We start from the raw sequence: 24,660 nt of genomic DNA, 5'->3' as shown, positions 1-24,660 counted from the left end.
TGGCCCACCCCGCCGGGGTGGCGCACACTTCTCCCCACCATCCGCGGCGCGCCCTCCACCAGCGACGAGGCGCCGACGACAGGACGACGAGGTCCCATGGACTACATCCTGGAGATGCGCGGCATCACCAAGACCTTCCCCGGCGTCAAGGCCCTGGAGGACGTCAACCTGGCGGTCCGCCGAGGCGAGATCCACGCCATCTGCGGCGAGAACGGCGCCGGGAAGTCGACCCTGATGAAGGTCCTCTCCGGCGTCTACCCGACCGGCACCTACGACGGCGAGATCGTCTTCGACGGCCAGCCGGTCCGCTTCCACGGCATCCGCGACAGCGAGCACGTGGGCATCGTGATCATCCACCAGGAGCTCGCGCTGGTCCCGTACCTGTCGATCGCGGAGAACATGTTCCTGGGCAACGAGCGCCGGGGCCGGGGTGGGCTGATCGACTGGAACAAGGCCAACGCCGAAGCCGCCCGCCTGCTGGCCGAGGTCGGGCTGGACGAGAACCCGGTGACCCCGGTCGGTCAGCTGGGTGTGGGCAAGCAGCAGCTGGTGGAGATCGCCAAGGCGCTGTCGAAGGACGTGCGACTGCTCATCCTCGACGAGCCGACAGCCGCGCTGAACGACAACGACTCCGCGCACCTGCTGGACCTGATGCGCCGGCTCCGCGAGCGCGGGATCACCAGCATCATGATCTCGCACAAGCTCGGCGAGATCACCGCGGTCTCCGACAACGTCACGGTCATCCGCGACGGCAAGACGGTGGAGACGCTGAGCCTGCACGCCGGCGAGGTCACCCAGGAACGCATCATCCGCGGGATGGTCGGCCGCGACCTGGAGAGCTACTACCCCGAGCGCGAGTCGCACCCCGGCGAGGAGGTGCTGCGCGTCGAGGACTGGACCGTCTGGCACCCGACCCAGGATCGCAAGGTCGTCGACGGGGCCAGCTTCACCGTCCGGGCCGGGGAGGTCGTCGGGATCGCCGGTCTCATGGGCGCCGGACGCACCGAACTGGCGATGAGCGTCTTCGGGCGCGCCTACGGCCGGAACATCACCGGCCGGATGTTCGTGCACGGCAAGGAGGTCCGGCCCAAGAACGTCGCCGAGGCGATCGACGCCGGGATCGCCTACGCCACCGAGGACCGCAAGCACTACGGCCTCAACCTCATCGAGGACATCCGGCGCAACGTCTCCGCCGCGGCCCTGGACAAGCTGTCCAGCAAGGGCTTCGTCAACGGCAACGAGGAGATCAAGGTCGCCGAGGGCTACCGCAAGAGCATGAACGTCCGGGCCCCGAGCGTCGCCTCGATCGTCGGGAAGCTCTCGGGCGGCAACCAGCAGAAGGTCGTGCTGTCCAAGTGGCTGTACACCGACCCCGAGGTGCTCATCCTCGACGAGCCCACCCGCGGCATCGACGTGGGTGCGAAGTACGAGATCTACACGATCATCAACCGGCTGGTCGCGGCCGGTAAGGCGGTGCTGGTCATCTCCTCCGAGCTGCCCGAGCTGCTGGGTATCTGCGACCGCATCTACACCCTGTCCGCGGGCCGGATCACCGGTGAGGTGCCCGTCGGTCAGGCGACCCAGGAGAACCTGATGGAGCTCATGACCAAGGAGAAGGAGCTGGCGGCATGACCAGGACCGTGCCCCCCTCGTCGGAGCCGGAGGCGCAGACCTCCACGGCACCCAAGGACGTCGCGCCCGCCGTCGCCCTGCACGCCGGCACCAGCGACGTCCGCGCCCTGCTGACGAGCAACCTGCGGCAGAGCGGCATCTACGTCGCGTTCGTGGTCATCATCGCGCTGTTCGCGGTGCTGACCGGGGGCACCTCGCTGTCGCCCGGCAACGTCACGAACATCGTCCTGCAGTACAGCTACATCCTGATCCTGGCCATCGGCATGGTCATCGTGATCATCGCCGGGCACATCGACCTCTCCGTGGGGTCGGTGGTGGCGCTCACCGGGGCCACCTCAGCCGTCCTGGTCATCCAGCAGGGCATGCCGTGGTGGGTGGGCGTGCTCGCCGCGCTGGCCGTCGGCCTCGCGATCGGTGCGTGGCAGGGCTTCTGGGTCGCCTACGTCGGCATCCCCGCGTTCATCGTGACCCTCGCCGGCATGCTGCTGTTCCGCGGTCTCACCCTGCAGGTCCTGGACAACATCTCGCTCTCGCCGTTCCCGCAGGAGTACGGCCGGATCGCCAGCGGCTTCCTCAACGGCCTCATCGGCGGTCAGGGCTACGACGCGTTCACCCTCCTCATCTTCGGCATCGCGGTCGCCGGGTACGCGGTCAGCCAGTACCGCAGCCGGATCGCGCGGATCCGCTACGAGCAGCCGGTCGAGTCGTTCCCGCTGTTCGTCACCAAGATCGTGCTCGTCGGCGCGGTGGTCATGGCCTTCGCCTGGCAGCTGGCGACCGCCCGCGGCCTGCCGATCGTGCTGATCATCCTGGCCGTGCTGATCATCACCTACGGCATCATCACGACCCGGACCGTCTTCGGCCGGCAGGTGTACGCGATCGGCGGCAACCTGGCGGCGGCCACGCTGTCGGGTGTGAAGGTCCGGGCGGTCAACTTCTGGATCTTCGTCAACATGGGCTTCCTGGCCGCGGTCGCCGGCGTCGTCTTCTCGTCGCGGTCCAACGGCGCCCAGCCCAGCGCGGGCAACATGTTCGAGCTCGACGCGATCGCCGCGGCGTTCATCGGCGGCGCCGCCGTCACCGGCGGTGTCGGCACCGTCGTCGGCGCCATGGTCGGTGGTCTGATCATGGCCGTCATGAGCAACGGCATGCAGCTCATGGGCATCGACCAGTCCATCCAGTCGGTGGTCAAGGGCCTGGTGCTGCTGCTGGCCGTGGCCTTCGACGTCTACAACAAGCGGCGCGCCGGCGCGTCCCGCTGACGCCTTCGGGCGGCCCCGCAGAGGTCTCGCGGGGCCGCCCCACAGGGCATCGACCGAGGCGGCCGCGGGCCGGCTCCTCGAGGGAGAGGGGTGACGGTGGAGCCCGAGGGGGCGAGCCGAGCGCGGGTCATGTCGGACGTCGCGGCTCGCGCCGGCGTCTCGCACCAGACGGTGTCCCGGGTGATCAACGGCCACCGCAACGTCGCACCGCAGACCCGTGAGCGGGTCGAGCGGGCGATCCGCGATCTGGGCTACCGGCCCAACAGCGCCGCGCGGGCACTGGTCACCGGCTCGACCCGCACCCTCGGGTTCGTCACCGTCAACATCAACCAGTACGGCCCGGCGCAGACCCTCGTCGGGCTGGAACGGGCGGCACGGGCGGCCGGCTACTCGCTCAGCGTCACCATGCTGGACGAGGCCACCGCCGAGGCGATGCGCGACGCCCTCGACCGCTTCACGGCCCAGTCGGTGGACGCCGTCCTGGCGCTGGCCACCTACGACGACGCCGCGGAGGCGCTGCACCTGGTGCACACCCCGCTGCCGCTGGTCACCGTGCAGAGCGGCGGGGCGCTCGAGGAGCCCGCGGTCGGCGTCGACCAGGTCGCCGGCGCCCGGCTGGCCACCCGCCACCTGCTCGACCTCGGCCACCGCAGCGTCCACCACGTCACCGGGCCGGCCGACTCCAAGGAGGCCCGGGACCGGATCGAGGGCTGGCACGCCGAGCTGGCCGCCGCGGGCGCGCCCGTCTCGGTGTGCCTGCACGGGGACTGGACGCCGTCCTCGGGGTACGAGGCCGGCCGCCGGCTCGCCGAGCGCAAGCGCGCCGGGGAGGAGATCACCGCGGTCTTCGTCGCCAACGACCAGATGGCCCTGGGCCTGCTCGCGGCGCTGCACGAGGAGGGGCTGGAGGTGCCGTGGGACGTCAGCGTGGTCGGCTTCGACGACCTGCCCGAGGCGCCGTACCTGACCCCGCCGCTGACCACCGTGCGGCAGGACTTCGCCGAGCTCGGCCGCCGGGCCGTGGAACTCGTGCTCGCCCGGCTGGCCGGGCGGGAGCTGCACCAGGACCCGGTGCCGGCGTCGCTCCTCGTGCGCTCCAGCACCGGCCCGGCGCCGGCGTGAGAGGCTCTGTGACTGTGTCGTTGTTAGCGCTAACATCTCCGTCGCCGGACGCCGTCCCCGACGGGCGGGGTACGGGGATCGGCGGTGCTGCGCTCACCGGGACCCCGGGAGCCGGGCCCACCACCCCGTGGCGAGAGGGTCGCGAGAGATGACGATGAGTGCCGGCGAAGCGATCACCGGAGGTCGCACGGCCCTGGGCATCGAGCTGGGATCGACCCGGATCAAGGCAGTGCTCGTCGGCCCGGACCACGCTCCGCTCGCGGTCGGCAGCCACGACTGGGAGAACCAGTTCGTCGAGCGGCGGTGGACGTACTCGCTGGACGCCGTCTGGGCGGGGGTGCAGCAGAGCGTCGCGGCCCTGGCCGACGACGTGCGGCGACGCCACGGGGTCGAGCCGGCGAGCGTCGGCGCGCTCGGCGTGTCGGCGATGATGCACGGCTACCTGGCGTTCGACGCCGACGGTGAGCTGCTCACGCCGTTCCGCACCTGGCGCAACACGAACACGGGCCGGGCGGTGGAGCGGCTGAGCGCGGAGTTCGGCGTCAACATCCCGCACCGGTGGAGCGTCGCGCACCTCTACCAGGCCATCCTGGACGGCGAGGACCACCTGGCCCGGCTCGACTCCCTGACCACCCTGGCCGGCCACGTGCACTGGCAGCTCACCGGCGAGAAGGTCCTCGGCATCGGCGACGCCAGCGGCATGTTCCCGATCGACTCCGGCACCGGCGGCTACTCCGCTCCGATGCTGACCCGGTTCGACCAGCTGGCGGCCGAAGCCGGGGTCGAGCTGAGCCTCGCCGACCTGCTGCCCAGGATCGCGACCGCGGGCCAGCCGGCCGGCGAGCTCACCGAGGCGGGCGCGCGGCTGCTCGACCCGGCCGGGCGGCTGCGTCCCGGCATCCCGCTCTGCCCACCCGAGGGCGACGCGGGCACGGGGATGGTTGCGACCAACTCGGTCGCGCCGCGCACCGGCAACGTGTCGGCCGGGACGAGCATCTTCGCCATGGTCGTGCTCGAGCGCGAGCTCACCCGGATGCACCGGGAACTCGACCTCGTGACCACGCCAGCCGGCGACCCGGTGGCCATGGTGCACTGCAACAACGGGGCCAGTGAACTGGACGCCTGGGCCGGGCTGTTCACCGAGTTCGCCCGGGCGATCGGTGCGGAGGTCGACCCGTCGGCGGTGTTCGAGACCCTCTTCACGGCCGCCCTGGACGGTGCGAGCGACTGCGGCGGGATGCTCGCCTACAACTACCTCTCCGGCGAGCCGATCACCGACCTCGAGGAGGGGCGGCCGCTGTTCGTGCGGTCCCCGGGCAGCAGGTTCGACCTCGCCACCTTCATGCGGACGCACCTGTTCGCGTCGCTCGCCACGCTGCGGATCGGCATGGACGTCCTGCAGAAGACCGAGGGCGTGCGGCTCGACCGGATGTTCGCCCACGGCGGCCTGTTCCGGACCAAGGGCGTGGCGCAACGCTTCCTGGCCGCCGCGATCGACACCCCGGTGTCCGTCGGGGACGTCGCTGCCGAGGGTGGCGCCTGGGGGATCGCCGTCCTGGCTGCCTTCGCCACCGGGCGCTCGCCGGGACAGAGCCTGGCCGACTACCTGGACACGACGGTCTTCGCCGGCGCAGCGCTGGAGACCGCCGAGCCCGAGCCGGACGACGTCGCCGGCTTCGACGCGTTCATGCAGCGGTACGTCGCCGGGCTCCCGGTCGAGCGGGCCGCCGTGACATGCCTGTGAGTCCCTGTCCGTGACCACGTCCGCCGCACTTGCCGAGGAGCAGGCCGTATGACCACCACCGAGCCCCGCACCGAGCGCGGCACCCACCAGGCGCAGCGCGAGCACGTCGCCGCGCTGCACGCCGAGCTCACCCGCAACCGGCTGGTCACCTGGACCTCCGGCAACGTGTCGGAGCGGGTGCCGGGCGAGGACCTGTTCGTCATCAAGGGCAGCGGCGTCCTCTACGACGAGCTGACCTGGGAGGGCATCACCGTCTGCGACCTCGACGGCAACGCCGTCGACGGGGTGAAGAGGCCCTCCAGCGACACCGACGCGCACGCCTACGTCTACCGGCACATGCCCGAGGTCAACGGCCAGGTGCACACGCACAGCCCCTACGCCACCGCCTGGGCGGCGCGGGCCGAGCCGATCCCGTGCGTGCTCACCGCGATGGCCGACGAGTTCGGCGGACCGATCCCGGTCGGCCCGTTCGCGCTCATCGGCGACGACTCGATCGGCCAGGGGATCGTGGCCACGCTGCGCGACTCCCGGTCCCCGGCGGTGCTCATGCAGAACCACGGCGTCTTCACGATCGGCCCGTCGGCGAAGGCAGCGGTCAAGGCCGCGGTCATGACCGAGGACGTCGCCCGCACGGTGCACCTGTCCCGCCAGCTCGGCGAGCCCCTGCCCATCGCGCAGTCGGACATCGACTCGCTGTATGCCCGCTACCAGAACGTCTACGGACAGTGAGGAGAGGTCCCGCCGTGGTCGACGACCCGTTCGAGGCGCACGAGGTCTGGTTCCTGACCGGCAGCCAGGGGCTGTACGGCGAGGAGACCCTGCAGCAGGTCGCCGAGCAGTCCCAGCGGGTCGCCGCGGCACTCGACGAGGCCGCCGAGGTGCCGGTCCGGGTGGTGTGGAAGCCGGTGCTCACCGACGCCGCCGCCATCCGGCGGGCGATGGGCGAGGCCAACGAGGACCCGGGCTGCGTCGGCGTCGTCACCTGGATGCACACCTTCTCCCCGGCGAAGATGTGGATCAGCGGGCTGGACGCGCTGCGCAAGCCGCTGCTGCACCTGCACACCCAGGCCGACGCCGCCCTGCCGTGGGCGACGATCGACATGGACTTCATGAACCTCAACCAGGCCGCGCACGGCGACCGGGAGTACGGGTTCGTGCTGACCCGGCTGCGCATGCCGCGCACGACGGTCGCCGGCCACGTGTCCAACCCGCGGGTGCGCTCCCGGGTCGGCTCGTGGGCGCGGGCGGCCACGGCCGCGGCCGCCGCCCGGTCGCTGCGGCTGGCGCGCTTCGGCGACAACATGCGCAACGTCGCGGTGACCGAGGGCGACAAGGTCGAGGCCGAGATCCGCTTCGGCATGTCGGTGAACACCTGGGGCGTCAACGACCTGGTCGCCGTGGTCGACGCCGTCGAGGACAAGGCCGTCGACGCCCTCGTCGAGGAGTACGGCGACCTGTACGAGTTCGCCGACGACGCCCGCCCGGGCGGGCCGCAGCACGAGGCCGTGCGCTACCAGGCCCGCATCGAGGCGGCGCTGCGCAGCTTCCTCGAGGACGGCGGCTTCACCGCGTTCACCACGAACTTCGAGGACCTCGGCGGGCTGCGCCAGCTCCCCGGCCTCGCCGTCCAGCGGCTGATGGCCGACGGCTACGGCTTCGGCGGCGAGGGTGACTGGAAGACCGCGGCGCTGCTGCGCACCCTCAAGGTCGCCGCGGCCGGGCTGCCCGGCGGCACCTCCTTCATGGAGGACTACACCTACGACCTCACCGGGACGCCGAGGATCCTGGGCGCCCACATGCTCGAGGTCTGCCCGACCATCGCCGGCGACCGGCCCCGCGTCGAGGTGCACCCGCTGTCGATCGGCGGCCGCGAGGACCCGGCGCGGCTGGTGTTCACCGCGGCTCCGGGCGCGGGCGTCGTCGTCGGCTGGTGCGACCTGGGCGACCGGTTCCGCTGGGTGGCCAACGAGGTGGACGTCGTCGAGCCCGACGAGCCGCTGCCGAACCTGCCGGTGGCCCGCGCGGTGTGGCAGCCCCGGCCGGACTTCGAGACGGCGACCGAGGGCTGGCTGACCGCCGGCGGCCCGCACCACACGGTGCTGTCGACGGCGATCGGCGCCGACGAGCTCACCGACCTGGCCGAGGTGTTCGCGACCGAGCTGGTGGTCATCGACGCCGACACCACGCGCCGCTCGCTGGCGAAGGAGCTGCGCTGGGGCGCCGCCTACCACCGCCTGGCCCAGGGCCTCTAGGCCGACGAGTCGCTCTCGAGGAGGGTGGCGACCGCCGCCCGGGCCCGGACCCGGGCGCGGCCGTCGCCCTCCACCAGAGCGGAGATCACGGTCCCGTCCAGGACGGCGACCAGCTGAGCCGTGTCGGCGTCGGCGTGCCCGCAGCGGTCCAGCGCCTCGGTGAGCAGCGCGTCCACCCGACGTCGGGTCCGCTGGAGGACCGGCCGCAGCGCCGGGTGCCGGCCGCCGGCGAGGAAGCGCTCGTAGTGGGCCTGGAGATCGGCGTCCTCGAGTCGGTCGGGGCCGAGGACGACGTCCAGGACGATGCCGGCGACCCGGTCGGTCGACGTGCGGCGCCGGGGGAGTGCGGCGACCAGCTCGGTGACCGGGCCCAGCTCGTCGTCCGCGGCGCGCTCGACGGCGGCCACGAGCAGGTCGTCGAGCGAGCGGAAGTAGTAGGTGGTGGCGGCCAGCGGGACGCCCGCGGCGGCCGCCACCGCACGGTGCGACGTCCCGTCGGGGCCCTCCGTCGCGACGAGCCTCGCCGCCGCCACCACGATCGCCTCCCGGCGGGCCGCGCCCTTGGCCGTCGCCGCCCGGGACGCCCCGCCGGTCGCGGCCACGGTCAGTGGGCCGACGACGAGGAGAGGTTCAGGCCGACCACCCCGCCGATGATGAGCGCGATCGAGACCAGCCGGAGGGTCGTCACCGGGTCGCGCAGGAAGACCATCCCCACGATCGCCGTCCCGGCCGCGCCGATGCCGGTCCACACCGCGTACGCGCTGCCCACCGGCAGGCTCCGCAGCGCCCACGACAGCAGGCCGAAGCTGATGGCGGCGGAGCTGATGAACGCCAGCGACCACCCCGGCCGGCTGAACCCCGCCGACAGCTTCAGGGAGACCGCGAAGGCCGTCTCGAACAGTCCGGCCACGATGACCATCGCCCACGCCACTGCAGGCCTCCTCACCTCGATTGGGACTACAGTACCAGAAAATTAGTACGGTCGTACCAACCGGCTGCGGCGCGGCGCTACAGGGGGTCGCGGGCCACGGGGCAGGACATGCACCGCGGTCCGCCGCGACCGCTGCCCAGCTCCGAGCCGGCGATCCGCACCACCTCGATGCCGGCCGCCTCGAGCGCGGCGTTGGTGACCGTGTTGCGCTCGTAGGCCACCGTCAGCCGCGGGGCGACGGCGAGGGTGTTGTTGCCGTCGTCCCACTGCTCGCGCTCGGCGGTGATCGGGTCGAGACCGGTGTCGATCACCCGCAGCCGCTCGATGCCCATGGCGGCGGCCGCGGCCTCGAGGAACGGTGTCGGGCCGCGGACGACGAGGTCGGTGGTGTCGTCGTCGTCCGGCGGGACGTCCGCGGTGACCGTCCAGGCCACCAGGGAGTCGGCGACGGCGGGGTACACCACCATGGCGTCGGCGTCGACCATCGTGGCGATCGTGTCCAGGTGCATGGTGGCCCGCTGCTGCGCGATCGGGACGACGAGCACCGTGTGCGCCAGCCCGCGGGCGAAGACGCGGCGGGCCAGTCGCTCCGCGCCGCCGGGCGTCGTCCGCTCACCGACGCCGACCGCGACCACCCCCGGCGCCAGCAGCAGCACGTCGCCGCCCTCGAGGTGCTCCATGGAGGCGTCGTAGAGCTGCTCGGCGCCGGCGAAGCGCGGGTGGTGGGCGTAGACGGCGGCGGTGACGGTGCTCTCCCGGTGCCGGGCCGGCATCGCCAGCGACGTCACCGCGACCTGGTCGCCCACCCACACCGACGAGTCGCGCGTGAACAGCAGGTTGGGCAGCGGGGGGACGATGAAGTCGCCGCGCGCCATGAGCGCCCAGGACAGGCCGCGGGCGCCGGGCAGCTCGTCGTGCGCCACCCCGGCGACCAGTGCGCGGGCGAGGTCCTCGGGCGAGAGGTCGGCCAGGTGGGCGGCGGTGGTGCGCTTGAGCGTCGCGCCCAGCCGCGGGTCCTCGACGGCGGCCGTGACCAGCTCCACGCGCGCTGCGGGCTCGGTGAGGACCTCGGCCAGCAGCCGGTCCAGGTACAGGACCTCCACGCCCCGGGCGGTGAGCTCCGCGGCGAACGCGTCGTGCTCCTCCTGCGCCCGGCGCACCCACGGCACGCCGTCGAAGAGCAACTGGTCGTTGTTGCGCGGGGTCAGCCGGCGCAACTCGGGGCCCGGCCGGTGCAGCAGCACCGTCCGCAGCGGCCCGACCTCGCTGGTGGCGCCCCGGGCGGCGGCGGGTGCGGTCATGCGCCGAGGCTGGCACAGGCGGCGCACCGGCCGCTGGATACGGTGCTCCGGCCGGGGGCCGACGACGTCCCCACGACGGGGAGGAGACCACCCGTGCACCTGTTCGACCTCACCGGGAAGGTCGCCGTGGTCACCGGCGGCACCCGCGGCATCGGCCTGATGATGGCCCGCGGGCTGCTGCAGGCCGGTGCGTCGGTCTACATCAGCTCCCGCAAGGCCGACGCCGGCGAGGCCGCGGCTGCCGAGCTGTCGCCGTTCGGCGAGGTCGAGTCGATCCCCGCCGACGTCTCGACCGAGGCCGAGTGCGTGCGCCTGGCCGAGGAGGTGGGCCGCCGCGAGGAGCGGCTGCACGTGCTGGTCAACAACGCCGGCGCCACCTGGGGCGAGCCGTTCGCGACCTTCCCCGCCTCCGCCTGGGACAAGGTGCTCGACCTGAACCTCAAGGCGCCGTTCTTCCTCACCCGCGCGTTCCTGCCGCTGCTCGAGGTCGCCGGCACCGACGACGACCCGGCCCGCGTGGTCAACGTCGGCAGCATCGACGGGCTGCACGCGCCGTCCCTGCCGACCTACTCCTACTCGGCGAGCAAGGCGGGGGTGCACCACCTCACCCGGGTGCTGGCCAAGGAACTGGGTCCGAGGCGGATCACCGTCAACGCCGTCGCCCCCGGCCCGTTCGAGTCGAAGATGATGGCCGCCACGCTCGCCGCCCACGGCGACGAGATCGCCGCGTCGTCCCCGCTGGGCCGCATCGGCCGGCCCGACGACATGGCCGGCGTCGTCGTGTACCTGGCCAGCCGGGCCGGTGCCTACGTCACCGGCGCGGTCATCCCGGTGGACGGCGGCCGCGCGACCACCCTGTGACGCCGGTGGGCCAGCGGCTGCGGTTCGACGGCTGGATCCTCGGGACCGGTACCGCGTCGGGCACCCGCGTCGTCGTCGGTCACTGGCCGCGCTCGTCGCTGGGGCCGCTGTCCGACGTCATGGTGCAGCGGCCCGACGGCGCCCGGCTGCTGCTCGCCCCCACCCGGGAGGCCGCGGACTTCATCGCCGCCACCTACGCCTTCGACGAGGTGCGGATGGTCCCGGTGACGGTGCGCCGGCCGGACCCGCGGACCTGGGCGGTCGACGCCGGCCCGCTGCGGCTGCGGGTCGCGACCGGCCGCCGTCCGCCGCTGGGCTGGCTGCTGCGCGCCGTCCCGCCGCCCCTGGCCCGCACGCCGGCGTGGGTGGGCCTGCTGGACCGGCCGGCGCGGCTGCTGACCGGCCTGCGCACCACCGGCTCGGCCGGCAACGGCCGGACCGAGTGGTACGGCGTGCAGGACCTGCACGTGCTCACGGCGCTGGCGGCCTCGTGGGACGGCGAGCCGCTGGGCGCGCTGGCCGCGGTGCGCCCGCCGGTCGGCTTCGGGTTCGGGTCGGTGCCGCCGCGACCGAGCCTGGCGCGGGTGACGACGACGGTGCAGGTGCCCTGACCTCCTCCCGCGGCGCTGAGCCCCGGCCACCGCATGGTCCACCCGGGAACCTCAGGACCTGCTTCCAGGAGGAAGCAGGTCCTGAGGTCGCCGGAGTGAGATGTCTCCCCCGCGACCTCGGCCCGTGCCCCGCACCGTGGGCAGGGGTTGGGTCGCCTCCTTCAGTCGGGCAGCAGGACGCCGGGGTTGCAGACGTCCCGCGGGTCGAGCCGCTGCTTGACCGCGCGCAGCACGTCGACGCCCAGCGCGCCGACCTCGCGCTCCAACCAGGGGCGGTGGTCGGTCCCGACGGCGTGGTGGTGGGTCAGCGTGCCGCCGGCGGCCAGCAGTGCGTCGGTCGCGGCGCGCTTGGCCGAGAGCCACTGCTGGATGGGCAGCGCGTCGTCCCGGTCGGCGAGCACGGTGACGTACAGCGAGGCGCCGGTCGGGTAGACGTGCGAGACGTGGCCCAGCACCAGCGGCTGCTTCCCGCGCCGGCCCAGCGACGTGCGCAGCGCCTCGCGCACGGCGTCGTGGACGGTGGGCAGCGCCGTCCAGGTGGCCGCCGTCTCCAGCGTCTCGACCAGCAGCCCGGCGTCCAGCAGGCTGTCGCGGGTGTAGGGCGCGGCGTACCGGTGGCGCCGCCAGGACTCCCCGACGCGCGTGCCCAGCCGCACCGCCCCCGCGCCGCGCAGCACCGAGGACCCCGCCCGCCGACGCGCGCGCACCGCCGCCGGCAGCCCCTCCCAGCCGACGACGAGCAGGCAGCCCGCGGCCCGCCCGCGCAGCCGCAGCGAGCTGCGCAGCAGCGACGCGCCGGTACCGGAGGCGTTCAGCAGGTCGGCGCGGGTCTCGTCGGGATCGGAGAGGCGGACGACGTCGGGCAGCAGCTCGTGGCGGGCCAGCCGCTGCAGCCCGGCCAGCCCCGCCTCCCAGCTCCGGAAGGACCAGCCCTCGTAGTGCCGCGCCCGCGGCTCGGGCCGGACCCGCAGCGTCAGCTCGGTGATGACGCCCAGCGCACCCTCCGAGCCCAGGGCCAGGCCGAGCAGGTCCGGGCCGGCCGCCGACGCCGGCGGCGAGCCGAGCTCGAGCACCCCGGACGGCGTGGCCAGCGTCAGCCCGGCCACCAGGTCGTCGAAGCGGCCGATGCCGGTGGACGCCTGGCCTGCCGAGCGGGTGGCCGCGTAGCCGCCCATGGTGGCGAACTCCCAGCTCTGCGGCAGGTGGCCCAGGGTCAGCCCGTGCCGGCCCAGGTGCTCCTCCAGCGCCGGCCCCCGCACGCCCGGCCCCACCGTGACCAGGGACGACGCGACGTCGAGGGCGTGCACCGAGGCCATCCGGCCGAGGTCCACCGAGACCGACGGGCGGTCGTCGGCGTCGACGCCCGACAGCCCACCGACGACGCTGGTGCCACCGCCGAAGGGCACCGCGACCACGCCGATCTCGCTGCACAGCGCCAGCAACGCGGCGGTCTCCTCGGTGCTGCCGGGCCGGACGACGGCGTCCGGGGCGTCGGAGGCGTCGCCCTCCCGCCGGCGCAGCAGGTCCAGGTAGCTCTTGCCGCCGGCGTGCCGCAGCCGGGCCTCGCGGTCGGTGCTGACGTGCTCCTCGCCGAGCAGCTCGACCAACCGCAGCCGGCAGTCCTGGGCCAGCCGGGAGGGCGCCAGCCGGATGCCGGCGACCGGCACCGGCGGGGTGCGCCGCGGGGTCCAGCCCAGCTCCCGGGCCAGGTGCCGGCGGGCGGCCCTGGGCAGCACCTCGGCCAGGTCGGGGAACGCGGTGAGCTCCGGGGTGCCGTGGCCGCCGTCCGCCCCGCGGGTCCCCGTCGCACCGCGGGGACCGGCGGCGGGGCCCCAGCCCTGGATGGTCAGTTCCGGCTGCTCGGGCACGGCCACAGTGTGCCGGTGCCCGGCTCCGGACCCGCCGACCGTCCCGGTGGCCGGTCAGGTGCTCGCCGCGGAGCCGCGGAGCCGCGGAGCCGTGGACCGGCCGGGCCGCCGATCGGCCTGCGAGGGGACAGGGAGGGCCTCCGTCACTAGGCTGCCCGCTGCGGTCGAGCGCGGGGCCCACCCGCCCACCGCGAGGGGGGTGCGACGTGGCACTGGATCCCGGTGTCCTGGCCGAGCTGGAGTCGATCGTCGGACGGGAGCACGTCCGGCACCGCCAGGGCGAGATCGCTCCGTACGCCCGGGACGCCACCCCGTTGTTCTCCTCCCCGCCGGACGCGGTGGTCTTCCCGGCGCGCACGGAGGAGGTCGCCGCCGTCCTGCGGCTGGCCACCGCCCACCGCGTCCCGGTCGTGCCCCGCGGCGCGGGCTCGAACCTGTGCGCGGCGACCGTGCCGCTGCAGGGCGGCATCCTGCTGGTGCTCACCCGCATGGACCGCGTGCTCGAGATCAGTCCCTCGGAGCTGCTGGTCCGCGCCGAGCCCGGCGCCACCACGGCCACCGTCGCCGAGGCCGCCGCCGCCCAGGGGCTGCTGTTCGCGCCCGACCCGGGCAGCCGCACCGTCTCGACCGTGGGGGGCAACGTCGCCACCTGCGCCGGCGGCCTGCGCGGCCTCAAGTACGGGGTCACCCGCAACTACGTGCTCGGTCTCGAGGTCGTGCTGCCCACCGGCGAGGTCATCCGCACCGGCGGCCGGCTGTGGAAGGACGTCGCCGGCTACGACCTGACCCGCCTGCTCACCGGCTCGGAGGGCACCCTCGGCGTCATCACCGAGGTGACCCTCGCGCTGCTGCCCATGCCGGCCACGGCCAGCACCGGGGTGGCTTACTTCTCCTCGCTGGCCGACGCCGGTCGCGCGGTGACGCAGGTCCTCGCCCACGGCGTGGTGCCGGCGACGCTGGAGTTCCTCGACCGCACCTGCATCGGGGCGGTGGAGGACTACGCCCGGCTGGGGCTGCGCACCGACGCCGGCGCGCTGCTGCTCTTCGGGGACGACGGCGAGCCGGACGCCGTCGAGCGCAACCTGACCCGCATGGGCGAGCTGTGCGCCGACGAGGGGGCGCTCGAGGTCACCGTGGCCAAGGAGGTCGCCGAGTCCGAGGCGCTGCTGGCCGCCCGCCGCTGCTCCCTCCCGGCGCTGTCCCGGCTGGACACGCTCACCGTGCTCGAGGACGTCACCGTGCCCCGCCCGCGGCTGGCCGAGATGGTCGACCGGATCGAGGCCGTCGCCGCCCGGCACGAGCTGTTGATCGGCACCTTCGGTCACGCCGGCGACGGCAACCTGCACCCCACCGCCGTCGTCGACGTCCGCGACCCGGCGGCCGCCGACCGCACCCACGCCGCCTTCGCCGAGATCTTCGCCGCGGCGCTCGAGCTCGACGGCACCATCACCGGGGAGCACGGCGTCGGCGCGGCCAAGCTGCCCTACCTTCGCGACCGGCTGGGAGACGACCAGATGGCCCTGCTCAGACGGATCAAGACGGCCTTCGACCCGGCCGGCATCCTCAACCCCGGGAAGACCGGCTCGTGAGCGCGGAGGTGTCGGGCGCCACCGACGCCCCGGGGGCGGCCGGTGCGTCGTCCCGTGGCATCTTCCCGCCCGAGCTGCTCGACCGGTGCATCTCCTGCGGGTTCTGCCTGCCGGCCTGCCCGACGTACGCGCTGAGCAAGGACGAGAAGTCCTCGCCGCGAGGGCGGATCACGCTGATGCGCGCGCTGGAGACCGGTGTCCTGGAGGACGACGACCCGACCCTGCGGGAGGAGTCCTCGTTCTGCCTGGGCTGCCGGGCGTGCGAGCCGGTCTGCCCGGCCGGCGTGCAGTACGGCGAGCTGCTCGAGCACTGGCGCTCGCACCAGTGGCAGGGCCGGCGTCGGCCGCCGCTGGCGCGGGTGCTCACCAACGTCGTCGTCCGCAACTGGCTGGTGCGCCGGCTCGGCACCTTCCGCAGGCACGCGCGCACGGCCGCCACCTCCCCGCAGGGTCCGCACCTGATGCTGGGCTGCTTCGAGCGCGCGCTCTTCCCCGGGGTGAGCCGGGCCGCGCGGCGGCTGCGCCCGGAGCTGGACGCCCCGGGCGACCAGGGCTGCTGCGGCGCCCTGCACGCGCACAACGGCGACCTCGAGCTGGGCCGCGAGCTGGCCCGGCGGCTCGGGGGGCAGCTGCCCGGCACGATCGTGACCACCGCGGGCGGCTGTGCGGCGCACCTGGCCGGCGTGCTGGGCCGCGACCGGGTGAAGGAGTTCGCCGAGTACGTGGCAGGCGACGGCTCGGCGTCCTTCGGCGAGCTGCGCGTCGACGGACGGCGGGCGCGGGTCGCGCTGCAGGACTCCTGCCACCTGCGCAACGGGATGGACGTCTGGCGGGAGCCGCGGGAGCTGATCGCCGCGGTCGCCGACTACGTCGAGCTGCCCGGCGCGGCGCAGTGCTGTGGCTCGGCGGGTACGTACTCGCTGCTGCGGCCGAAGGACAGCCGCCGGGTGCTGGCCCCGAAGCTCGACCAGATCGAGGCCGCCGGCGTCGACTACGTCGTCGCGGTGAACCCCGGCTGTCAGCGGCAGCTGGTCACCGGCCTGCGCCGCCGCCGCTCCCGGGTGCGCGTGCTGCACCTGACCGAGCTGCTGGCCGCTGCGCAGGACGGCGGGCTGCCCCGCCGCCGGCTCCGGCCCGGAGCGCGGCTGGGCCGCCGCGCCGAGGTCCCCGCCGACGAGGCCGCCGGGCTGGCCGCCCACCTGAACGACCGGCCCCTGCCCGACGACCCGGGCGCGGCCGGTGCCGGCCGACCCGACGCGCTCGACGGGTCCGCCGGCCCCGACGAGGTGCACCGCAGCTGACCCTGCCGGCCGGTCAGCCCGCCCCGGCCTCGACCCGGTCGATGCCGCGCCGGGTTCCGGCACCCGTCCCCTCCCGGCGAGATCACGCGATCCCGTACGGATCCGGGGTGGGAAGCGTGCGAGATCGCGCGATCTCGCCGAGCGGTCAGCCGCCCTGGCGGGCGGCGTTGGCCTGGACGGCGGCGCTCACGTACTGCGCCAGGCCCGGGGCCATCCGCTCGTAGGTGGCGGTGAACCGCTCGTCCTCGACGTACATCCGGCCCAGGCCGGCGTGCATCCCGGGCGGGCAGTCGTAGAACCACCGGCTGATGTGCTGCCGGTGCTGCTCCGCGACGTCCATCGCCTCCTCGGAGTCGGCCGGGACGCCCGCCCGCATCGCCTCGACGAAGCGCTGGTTGAGGTCGTCCACCTCCTCCTTGACCCGGACCCAGTCCTCCTTGCTGTAGCTGCGGGTCCGCTGCTGGGACTGCGCCCACGCCTCGGTGTCCCCCCAGCGCTCCTCCGCCTCGCGCTCGTAGTCCTCGGAGTAGTTCTCCCCGAAGAGCTCGAACTTCTCCTCCGGGGTCAGTGAGATCCCCATCTGTCTCGCCTCCATCTCCTTCTCGACGGCCGCGACCACCGCTCGCGTCCGCTCTAGCCGGTCGAGCAGCAGCCGGTGCTGGCGGCGCAGGTGCTCGGCCGGGTCGGCGGCGGGGTCGTCGAGCAGGGTCGCGACCTCCTCGAGGGGGAACCCGAGCTCGCGGTAGACCAGCACCTGGTGCAGCCGGTCCAGGTTCGCCGGCGAGTACCGCCGGTAGCCCGCAGCCGTCCGGCCGGACGGCGACAGCAGTCCGATCCGGTCGTAGTGGTGCAGCGTCCGGACCGTCACACCGGCCAGCGCCGCGACCTCGCCCACGTTCACGGTGTCCTCCTCCCTGACGGGGACCACTGCACAGCCTGACGTCGCGTCAGGGTCAAGCGTGATGTCACCCGGGTGGGGCAGGGTGTCGCCGTGGACGAGAAGGGCGCCCTGCTCGAGTACCTGCGCCGCTGCCGGGTCGCCCTGCTGGCCAAGCTCGACGGCCTGGGCGAGTACGACGTCCGGCGGCCGATGACGCCGACCGGCACCAACCTGCTCGGCCTGGTCAAGCACGTCGCCTACGTGCAGCTGGGCTACTTCGGCGAGGTCTTCGGCCGGCCGAGCGGCCGGCCCTACCCGTGGGACGCCGAGGGCGCGGAGGAGGACGTCGACCTGTGGGCGGCGCCGGACGAGAGCCGGGACGACGTCGTCGAGCTGTACCGGTTCGCGGCCGCGCACGCCGACGCGACGGTCGAGGCGCTGCCGCTGGACGCCGTCGGCGAGGTGCCCTGGTGGCGGGACGAACGCCGGCACCCGACGCTGCACACGATCCTGGTGCACGCGTGCGTGGAGGTCGCCCGGCACGCCGGGCACGCCGACGTCCTGCGCGAGCTCATCGACGGGTCGGCCGGCCTGAGCCCGGACAACACCAACCTCCCCGAGCGCAGCGCCGACGAGTGGGCGGCGTTCCGGGCGCGCATCGAGGCCGCCGCGCGGCAGGCGGCCGGGACCGCTCCCCCGAGCGGTGCCGCGCGCGGGGATGGGTGAGGATCGGAGGCATGGCAGCCGAGGACGTCTCGCCCGAGGACCCGTTCCCCCGCAAGCGGGTCCGCGTCGACCGGCGGGCAGACGGCAACGTGCACATGGCCTACGTCGAGGCGGGGGAGGGCGGGGCGGGCGGGGAGAACATCGTCTTCCTGCACGGCAACCCGACGTCGTCCTACCTGTGGCGCAACGTCATCCCGCACGTGCAGCACCTCGGCCGCTGCCTGGCGCCGGACCTGATCGGCATGGGCGAGTCGGACAAGCTGCCCAGCCCGGACCGGGGCACCTACTCGTTCTCCGCGCACGCGGGCTTCCTGGAGCGGTTCCTCGAGCAGGTCGGCGCGACCGAGCGGGTCACCTTCGTGCTGCACGACTGGGGCTCGGCGCTGGGCTTCGACTGGGCGCACCGGCACCCCGGCGCGATCCGCGGCCTGGCGTTCACCGAGGCGCTCGTCGTCCCGCTGACCTGGGCCGACTGGCCGGCCGACGCGCGGAAGGTCTTCCGGACGATGCGCGGGCCGGACGGCGAGGCCGCGGTGCTGGAGAAGAACGTGTTCGTCGAGCGCATCCTGCCGGCGTCGGTGACCCGCGGCCTGAGCCCGGAGGCGCACGCCCGCTACCGCGAGCCCTTCGCCGACCCCGCGCACCGCTGGCCGACCCTGGAGTGGCCGCGGCAGCTGCCCATCGAGAACGTGCCACCCAAGGTCCGCGACGTCGTCGCCCGCTACGGCCAGTGGCTGCGCACCAGCGACGTCCCCAAGCTGTTCCTCAACGCCGACCCGGGCTCGATCCTGGTCGGCCGGCCGCGGGCATTCGTGCGCAAGTGGAAGGCGCTGACCGAGGTGACCGTCCCCGGTGCGCACTTCGTGCCGGAGGACTCACCACACGAGATCGGCCGGGCGCTGGCCGAGTGGATCCCGACGCTGCGGTAGCCGGTCCGGGTGGCCGCCGGTGGCCGGACCCTGCCGGTCCCCTTCGGCCCCGTCCAGGGCACCGCCCTGAGCGTGCGAAGGGTGGGTAGGGCGGGGTCCTTCCTCACCGCGTCCTGCGCCCCGCGCGCAGCGCCTCGGCGGTCTTCTCGATGCGGCTGGCGCGGGTCTCGGGCTTCTTGGCCTCCTCGACCCAGCGCACCCACTCCTTGCGGTGCGAGGGAGCCAGGCCGTCGAAGAAGACCCGCGCGCCGTCGTCCAGCGCGGCGGCGAGGTCGTCGGGCAGCGGGGTCTCCCGCGGCGCGGTGTCCAGCTCGACCCGGACGTCGACCTCCTGGCCGGCCTGCACGCCGGCGGCTTCCCGGTGCTCGGCGGCCAGCGGGATCCAGAACGCCCCGCCCATCGGCGCGACCGTCGTCCGGTAGGCGTAGTCGCCCAGCGTGACGGTGACCGGTGGCCGCCTGCCCCCACCCAGGGCCGCGACGACCTCGTCGGGCACCTGCAGACCCGTCGCCGTCTTGCCGCTCTGCACGACCGTCGTCCGGAACTCCATGGGCCGGAGGATAGGTGTGGCCCTCTGCAGGGACCCGCCGCGAGCCTGCGAGTGGTGGGGGGCAGCGGGTCCTTCTTCAGTCGAGCGCCCGGCGGCGGAATCCCACCAGGCTCGTCACGCCGAAGACGACGAGGAAACCGGCCAGCGCGAGCGCGCACAGCCACAGCGGCAGGTGCGGCACGTCCGGCGCCATCTCCGCGCGCAGCGCCTCGCTGACGTAGGTCAGCGGGTTGAGCGCGCAGACCACCTGGAACCAGCGCAGCGTGTCCAGGGACTGCCACGGGAACTGGGTGGACCCGGTGAACAGCAGCGGCGTCAGGACGACGGCGAAGACGACGTTGATCCGGTTGGGCTTCACGAACGTCCCGAGCGTCATGCCCATCACCGCGCCGACCAGCGAGCCGAGCACGAGGAACGCGGTCAGCAGCGGCAGGTCGCCCCACTGCACCGGCAGCGTGCCGAGCACCCACCAGCTGATCGGGAACATCACCGCGGCGGCGACCAGCGCCCGCAGCAGGGAGAACACCACCTTCTCGACGGCGACCAGCGCGGTGGGCAGCGGCGCGAGCAGCCGGTCCTCGATCTCCTTGGTGAAGGAGAAGTCGATGACCAGTGGGAAGGCGGTGTTCTGCAGCGCGGTGAGGAAGGCGGTCAGCGCGATGACGCCGGGCAGCAGCACGTCGGAGTACTGGCTGGTGGCGAAGCCGAGCTCGACGAGCACCTTGCCGAAGACGAACAGCAGGAACACCGGCTGCAGCACGACCTGCAGCAGGAAGGGCACCAGCTCGCGGCCGGTGACGAAGACGTCGCGCCACAGCAGCGCGCCGAACGCCCGGCCGACGTCCGGCCGGCCCGGTGCGGCGCTGCCGACCCCGGCGGCCAGGCCCGGTACGGCGGTGTCGGTGCTCATCGCCGCCCCGGTCCCGAGGAGGTGTCCGTGCTCATCGCAGCTCCCGTCCGGTCAGGCTGAGGAAGACGTCCTCGAGGCTGGGCTCGCCGATGCGCACGCCGGTCAGCCGGGCGCGCCGCGCACCGAGCGCCTCGGACACCGGGCCGACCAGCGCCGCAGCGTCACCGGAGAGGTAGAGGCGAGCCCGCAGCCCCGAACCGTCGGCCACCTGCTCGACCCGCTCGGCGAGCGGGGCGAGCGCGGCCAGCACCGCGTCGTCGGTGTCCTCGGGCGCGCGCGCCACGTCGATGTCCAGAGTGGCGCTGCCCGGCAGTGAACGGGTGAGCGCCGCGGGGGTGTCCAGGGCGAGCAGCCGGCCGTGGTCCATGATCCCGACCCGGTCCGACAGCGCGGCCGCCTCGTCCATGTCGTGGGTGGTGAGGACGACGGTGACGCCGCCGGCCCGGAGCTCGCGGATGCGGTCCCACACGAACAGCCGGGCCTGCGGGTCCAGCCCGGTGCTCGGCTCGTCGAGGAAGACCACCTGCGGGGCGTGCATGAGCGCGCGGGCGATGAGCAGCCGCTGCGCCATCCCGCCGGAGTAGTCGTCGACCTTGTCCCCGCCGCGCCCGCCCAGGCCCAGCTGCTCGAGCAGCGCGTCGGCCCGGCGGTTGCGCTCGGCCCGGCCGACGCCGTGGTAGGCGGCGTGGAAGACCAGGTTCTGGCGGGCGGTCAGCGCGCGGTCGAGGTTGGACCGCTGCGGCACCACCGACAGCCGGCTGCGTGCGGTGACCGGGTCGGCGGCGACGTCCACCCCGGCGACGCTGGCGGTGCCCGAGGTGGGCAGCACCCGGGTGGTGAGGACGCCGATCGTCGTCGTCTTGCCCGCGCCGTTGGGGCCGAGCAGGCCGAACACCTCGCCGCGCGCCACCGTGAAGGAGATCCCGTCGACGGCGTTGACCGGCCGGCCGGGGTAGCGCTTGACGAGGTCGGTCACCTGCACGGCCGCATCCATCAGCGGCCATGCTGCCACCGGGACGAGCCGGGGCCGAGTCGGTTACGCGGACAGCGCAGCAGCCGTCTGCAGCGTGGGGACGACGCCGGTGGTGCCGGGGTACGACCGGTTGCTGAACTCCCGCATCTCCGGGCCCCAGCGCCGCATCGCCGAGCGGTGCGGGTCGGTCCGGACGAACGCGCGCATCGCGGCCTCGTCGTCCCACCAGGACACGGTGGTGAAGTGCCGGGCCAGCGGCTGGGCGCGCAGGTACAGCGACCTCGCGCCCGGAGCGGCCGTGGTCTGGGCGCGGATGGCCAGCGAGTCGCGGAAGAACGCCGGGACGTCGCGGAGCCGGCGCAGGTGCAGGTGGGTGACCACGACGACGCCCGGGCCGTCCCCGACGTGCTCGGCGGTCCACGGCAGATCGGGGATGACGGCCACGGTGACCTCCTCGGTGTCGCCCCTGTGGGGCGCCAGGCTAGGTCCCTCCGCCACGGCCGTGGAGTGGCCTTGGGCCCGACCGGGGTCCTCTCTCAGCCGGCGAGGATGCGCACCGTCTCGACCGCGGCGACGACGGCGAAGACGAGGAACAGCACCGCGGCCACCCGGCGGATCAGCGCCACCGGCAACCGGTCGGCCAGCTTCTTGCCGAGGAACACGGCCAGGGCCGAGACGGTGAGCAGCGCGGCCCAGGCACCGACGAAGACCGACACCGGGTCGTCCAGGCGCGCGGCCAGTCCGGCGGTGGCCAGCTGCGACAGGTCGCCCCACTCGGCGGCGAACAGGACGCCGAAGGAGATGGCGGCGACCTTGAGGAACGAGTGCGCCTCCTTGCCCTCCGCCACGTCGTCGGCGTCCTCGGGACCCTCGTTCGCGCTGCGCCAGAGCAGCACCGCGCCGATGAGGAACAGCACGGCGACGACGCCGCTCACCAGCGCGTCGGGCAGCAGGGACAGCAACGAGCCGGCGGTGACCGCGATGGCCACCTGCAGCCCGAACGCCGTCCCGACGCCGACGAACACCGGCAGGGGCGGGAAGCGGGTGGCCAGGACGAGGCTGGCGAACAGGGTCTTGTCCGGGAGCTCGACCGGCAGGACGAGCACGAAGGCGGTCAGCACGACCGTCAGGGACACGGGGTTCTCACTTCCGTCGGGGCGCTGCCGGACGGATGCGGGCACGCCTCCGACCGGCAGCTGCCGGCGAGGGCGACTGCGGTCGAAGGTCTCGCCCACCCACGGCCGAGCGTGGGCCCGCTGACCGGGCACCCGGAGGCGCCAGCGTGTCGACCAGCGGACGGGGGGCTACTCCCCTTCTCGGCCGCCGAGCCTAACCCAGCGGTGCCGGTAATCCGGCTGCGGGCCGGGGTGACCCGCGCTACGGTCCGCGCCGTGCCGTTCCGTTGACGCCCGGCCAGGGCACCCCTGCCGCCCGCCGCCCGGCCGCTCGCGCGCCTGGCGGTGGGCTGGACCGCGCTGTCCGAGCTGGTACCGCTGTACCCGCTCTACGCGCTGCTGTTCCTCGACACCGGCCTCTCGGCCGCCGAGATCTCACTGCTGTTCGCCGCCTGGTCGGTCACGGCGCTGCTGACCGAGGTGCCGGCCGGGGCGCTGGCGGACCGCTGGTCCCGCCGGGGCGCGCTCGTCGCCGGTGGCGTCCTGGAGGCGGCCGCCTTCGTCGTGTGGACCGTCGCGCCGCAGACCACCGGCTTCCTCGCCGGCTTCGTCGTCTGGGGCGTGGCCAGCTCGCTGGTCTCCGGCACGGTCGAGGCCCTGGTCTACGACGGCCTGGCCGAGGTGGGCGCCGAGGCCGCCTTCACCCGGGTCAACGGCGCGATGACGTCGGCCGAGCTGCTCGTGCAGATCCCGACCGCGGCCGCGGCCAGCGGGCTCTATGCGCTCGGCGGCTACGCGCTGGTGGGCTGGGCCAGCGTCGCGGTCTGTCTGACCTGGGCGGCCCTCGCCCTGCTCTTCCCCGAGCCGCCGCGGGAGCGCGACGGCGCGACGCTGCTCGCCACCCTCCGCTGCGGCGTGGCCGAGGTCGTGCGCGTCCCCGCGCTGCGGCTCACCGTGCTCGCGGTCGCGCTGGTCGGGGCGATCGACGCGGTGGAGGAGTACTTCCCGGTGCTCGCCGGCGACCGCGGGGTACCCACGGTCGCCGTCCCGGCGGCCGTCCTGGGCATCACGCTGGCCGGGGTGGTCGGCGCCGCCCTGGGTGACCGGACCGACCGGCTGCCCGACCGTGTGCTGCCCGTGCCGCTGCTGCTCTCGGGCGTGCTGCTCGGGGCGGCGGCCGTGGTCTCCGGGCCGCCCGCGCTGGCGTTGGTGGCCGCCTCCTACGCGCTCTACCTGGCGGTGCTCGTGGTGGCCGAGGCCCGCCTGCAGGAGCGGATCGACAGCGCCCGCCGGGCCACGGTCACCTCGGTCGCCGGCCTGGGCACCGAGCTGGCCGCCCTGCTGGTGTTCGCGGCCTGGGCGCTGGGCGGCGTCGCGGCGGTGGCGGTCCTCGTGCTGGCCGTCGTCCCCGTGGTGGCGGTGGGCCTGCGCCGGCCGCCGGTCAGCTGACGCGGGCGGGAGCGCGACGGAGGTCCACCGACAGCCGGGGGAGCAGTGCATGCACCAACGGACCGATGGCCAGCGCGTACAGCACCGTGGCGACGCCCAGCGTGCCGCCGAGCAGCCAGCCGAGGGTGACGACCGCGACCTCGATCGAGGTGCGCACCAGCCGCACCGAGCGGCCGCTGCGGCGCACCAGACCGGTCATCAGCCCGTCGCGCGGACCCGGGCCGAGGTGCACGCCGATGTAGGCGGCGGTGGCGACGGCGTTGAGCGCGATGCCGAGGCCGACCAGCCCGACCCGCAGGGGGAGGGACGACGGCTCGGGCAGGACGGCGAGCGCGGCATCCAGCGCCAGGCCGATGACGACGACGTTGCTCACCGTGCCCAGCCCCGGCCGCTCGCGCAGCGGGACCCAGGCCAGGAGCACCAGCGCGCCGACGACCATCGTGACGACCCCGAGCGACCAGCCGAGCTGGCGGGCCAGGCCCTGGTGCAGCACGTCCCACGGCATGACCCCCAGGCCCGAGCGCACGAGCAGGGCCATGGACAGCCCGTAGAGCACCAGGCCCGCGTAGAGCTGGACGAGGCGGCGGGCCGGACGGGCGGTCAGGAACTGGTGCATGCCCCGATCCTCCGTCACGATTGGCCTGCCGACCACAG

The 24,660-nt window shown here is 74.1% G+C and carries 24 protein-coding genes; 13 read left to right on the top strand and 11 right to left on the bottom strand.

Annotated elements, in window-relative coordinates:
* The first annotated feature begins 96 nt into the window (after window positions 1–96).
* The 6 genes from mmsA to araA all read left to right on the top strand — a co-directional run bounded on the left by mmsA (window position 97) and on the right by araA (window position 8,012).
* Entirely contained in the window at window positions 97–1,632 is a 1,536-nt protein-coding gene (gene mmsA, locus ACWIX7_RS11660; RefSeq protein WP_448621697.1) for a multiple monosaccharide ABC transporter ATP-binding protein, read from the top strand.
* The gene (gene mmsB / locus ACWIX7_RS11655; RefSeq protein WP_448621696.1) at window positions 1,629–2,894 is read left to right on the top strand and encodes a multiple monosaccharide ABC transporter permease; all 1,266 of its coding nucleotides are present in this window, start codon (window positions 1,629–1,631) and stop codon (window positions 2,892–2,894) included. The genes mmsA and mmsB overlap by 4 nt, the downstream gene beginning before the upstream one ends.
* A 90-nt stretch (window positions 2,895–2,984) precedes the next feature.
* On the top strand, window positions 2,985–4,016 hold the full coding sequence (locus ACWIX7_RS11650; RefSeq protein WP_448621695.1) for a LacI family DNA-binding transcriptional regulator: 1,032 nt from the start codon (window positions 2,985–2,987) through the stop codon (window positions 4,014–4,016).
* Window positions 4,017–4,170: 154 nt separating this feature from the next.
* Entirely contained in the window at window positions 4,171–5,760 is a 1,590-nt protein-coding gene (locus ACWIX7_RS11645; protein WP_448621694.1) for a xylulokinase, read from the top strand.
* A gap of 48 nt (window positions 5,761–5,808) precedes the next feature.
* Window positions 5,809–6,489, top strand: a complete 681-nt coding sequence (locus tag ACWIX7_RS11640; protein ID WP_448621693.1) for an L-ribulose-5-phosphate 4-epimerase — start codon at window positions 5,809–5,811, stop codon at window positions 6,487–6,489.
* A gap of 14 nt (window positions 6,490–6,503) precedes the next feature.
* On the top strand, window positions 6,504–8,012 hold the full coding sequence (gene araA, locus ACWIX7_RS11635) for an L-arabinose isomerase (RefSeq protein WP_448621692.1): 1,509 nt from the start codon (window positions 6,504–6,506) through the stop codon (window positions 8,010–8,012).
* Here the strand turns inward: araA and ACWIX7_RS11630 are convergent.
* From ACWIX7_RS11630 to ACWIX7_RS11620, 3 genes are all read right to left on the bottom strand, one after another.
* Complete coding sequence (locus tag ACWIX7_RS11630; RefSeq protein WP_448621691.1) at window positions 8,009–8,614, bottom strand: TetR/AcrR family transcriptional regulator; 606 nt, start codon at window positions 8,612–8,614, stop codon at window positions 8,009–8,011. The two genes, araA and ACWIX7_RS11630, sit on opposite strands and share 4 nt — an antisense overlap.
* Window positions 8,615–8,616: 2 nt before the next feature.
* Window positions 8,617–8,943: a DMT family transporter gene (locus ACWIX7_RS11625; protein WP_448621690.1), complete on the bottom strand. Its 327-nt coding sequence runs from the start codon at window positions 8,941–8,943 to the stop codon at window positions 8,617–8,619.
* A 77-nt stretch (window positions 8,944–9,020) separates the two neighbouring features.
* Window positions 9,021–10,244 (bottom strand): arginine deiminase, encoded by a 1,224-nt coding sequence (locus ACWIX7_RS11620; protein ID WP_448621689.1) that lies wholly within the window; start codon window positions 10,242–10,244, stop codon window positions 9,021–9,023.
* 93 nt (window positions 10,245–10,337) lie between these two features.
* On the opposite strand from ACWIX7_RS11620, the gene ACWIX7_RS11615 reads away from it, so the two are divergent.
* Together ACWIX7_RS11615 and ACWIX7_RS11610 are read left to right on the top strand one after the other, a co-directional pair.
* Window positions 10,338–11,105 carry an SDR family oxidoreductase gene (locus ACWIX7_RS11615; RefSeq protein ID WP_448621688.1) on the top strand — a complete coding sequence of 256 codons (768 nt, stop codon included), beginning with the start codon at window positions 10,338–10,340 and terminating at the stop codon, window positions 11,103–11,105.
* 5 nt (window positions 11,106–11,110) lie between these two features.
* Window positions 11,111–11,716, top strand: a complete 606-nt coding sequence (locus ACWIX7_RS11610; protein WP_448621687.1) for a hypothetical protein — start codon at window positions 11,111–11,113, stop codon at window positions 11,714–11,716.
* A gap of 161 nt (window positions 11,717–11,877) precedes the next feature.
* On the opposite strand, the gene ACWIX7_RS11605 is transcribed toward ACWIX7_RS11610, so the two are convergent.
* Window positions 11,878–13,584 (bottom strand): FAD-binding oxidoreductase, encoded by a 1,707-nt coding sequence (locus ACWIX7_RS11605; protein ID WP_448621686.1) that lies wholly within the window; start codon window positions 13,582–13,584, stop codon window positions 11,878–11,880.
* A 206-nt stretch (window positions 13,585–13,790) separates the two neighbouring features.
* Here ACWIX7_RS11605 and ACWIX7_RS11600 point away from each other — a divergent pair, with 206 nt between their 5' ends.
* Window positions 13,791–15,173 (top strand): FAD-binding oxidoreductase, encoded by a 1,383-nt coding sequence (locus ACWIX7_RS11600; RefSeq protein WP_448621685.1) that lies wholly within the window; start codon window positions 13,791–13,793, stop codon window positions 15,171–15,173.
* Window positions 15,170–16,474 carry a (Fe-S)-binding protein gene (locus ACWIX7_RS11595; protein WP_448621684.1) on the top strand — a complete coding sequence of 435 codons (1,305 nt, stop codon included), beginning with the start codon at window positions 15,170–15,172 and terminating at the stop codon, window positions 16,472–16,474. Before ACWIX7_RS11600 ends, ACWIX7_RS11595 begins: the two co-directional genes overlap by 4 nt.
* 145 nt (window positions 16,475–16,619) lie before the next feature.
* Here ACWIX7_RS11595 and ACWIX7_RS11590 read toward each other — a convergent pair whose 3' ends face one another.
* A complete protein-coding gene (locus tag ACWIX7_RS11590; protein WP_448621683.1) occupies window positions 16,620–17,375 on the bottom strand; it encodes a MerR family transcriptional regulator in 756 nt (251 codons plus the stop codon).
* 90 nt (window positions 17,376–17,465) lie between these two features.
* On the opposite strand from ACWIX7_RS11590, the gene ACWIX7_RS11585 reads away from it, so the two are divergent.
* Window positions 17,466–18,080, top strand: a complete 615-nt coding sequence (locus ACWIX7_RS11585; protein ID WP_448621682.1) for a DinB family protein — start codon at window positions 17,466–17,468, stop codon at window positions 18,078–18,080.
* Window positions 18,081–18,091: 11 nt separating this feature from the next.
* Window positions 18,092–19,009 (top strand): haloalkane dehalogenase, encoded by a 918-nt coding sequence (locus ACWIX7_RS11580; protein WP_448621681.1) that lies wholly within the window; start codon window positions 18,092–18,094, stop codon window positions 19,007–19,009.
* A gap of 103 nt (window positions 19,010–19,112) precedes the next feature.
* Here ACWIX7_RS11580 and ACWIX7_RS11575 read toward each other — a convergent pair whose 3' ends face one another.
* The 5 genes from ACWIX7_RS11575 to ACWIX7_RS11555 form a co-directional block, all read right to left on the bottom strand.
* Window positions 19,113–19,559, bottom strand: a complete 447-nt coding sequence (locus ACWIX7_RS11575) for a DUF1905 domain-containing protein (RefSeq protein WP_448621680.1) — start codon at window positions 19,557–19,559, stop codon at window positions 19,113–19,115.
* A 76-nt stretch (window positions 19,560–19,635) separates the two neighbouring features.
* Window positions 19,636–20,469: an ABC transporter permease gene (locus ACWIX7_RS11570; protein ID WP_448621679.1), complete on the bottom strand. Its 834-nt coding sequence runs from the start codon at window positions 20,467–20,469 to the stop codon at window positions 19,636–19,638.
* 31 nt (window positions 20,470–20,500) lie between these two features.
* Window positions 20,501–21,463: an ABC transporter ATP-binding protein gene (locus tag ACWIX7_RS11565; protein ID WP_448621678.1), complete on the bottom strand. Its 963-nt coding sequence runs from the start codon at window positions 21,461–21,463 to the stop codon at window positions 20,501–20,503.
* Window positions 21,464–21,505: 42 nt separating this feature from the next.
* Window positions 21,506–21,886, bottom strand: coding sequence for an antibiotic biosynthesis monooxygenase (locus ACWIX7_RS11560; protein WP_448621677.1), 381 nt, complete (start codon window positions 21,884–21,886; stop codon window positions 21,506–21,508).
* A gap of 92 nt (window positions 21,887–21,978) precedes the next feature.
* Window positions 21,979–22,578 (bottom strand): TMEM165/GDT1 family protein, encoded by a 600-nt coding sequence (locus ACWIX7_RS11555; RefSeq protein ID WP_448621676.1) that lies wholly within the window; start codon window positions 22,576–22,578, stop codon window positions 21,979–21,981.
* Window positions 22,579–22,902: 324 nt separating this feature from the next.
* Between ACWIX7_RS11555 and ACWIX7_RS11550 the strand changes: the two genes are divergently transcribed.
* On the top strand, window positions 22,903–24,006 hold the full coding sequence (locus tag ACWIX7_RS11550; protein WP_448621675.1) for an MFS transporter: 1,104 nt from the start codon (window positions 22,903–22,905) through the stop codon (window positions 24,004–24,006).
* On the opposite strand, the gene yczE is transcribed toward ACWIX7_RS11550, so the two are convergent.
* Entirely contained in the window at window positions 23,999–24,622 is a 624-nt protein-coding gene (gene yczE, locus ACWIX7_RS11545; RefSeq protein ID WP_448621674.1) for a membrane protein YczE, read from the bottom strand. The genes ACWIX7_RS11550 and yczE overlap by 8 nt on opposite strands.
* Window positions 24,623–24,660: the final 38 nt, after the last annotated feature.

Source organism: Geodermatophilus sp. URMC 65 (assembly GCF_053502545.1).
Note: the sequence above shows the minus strand (reverse complement) of the source record. Positions and strands in the feature narration are given on the sequence as shown.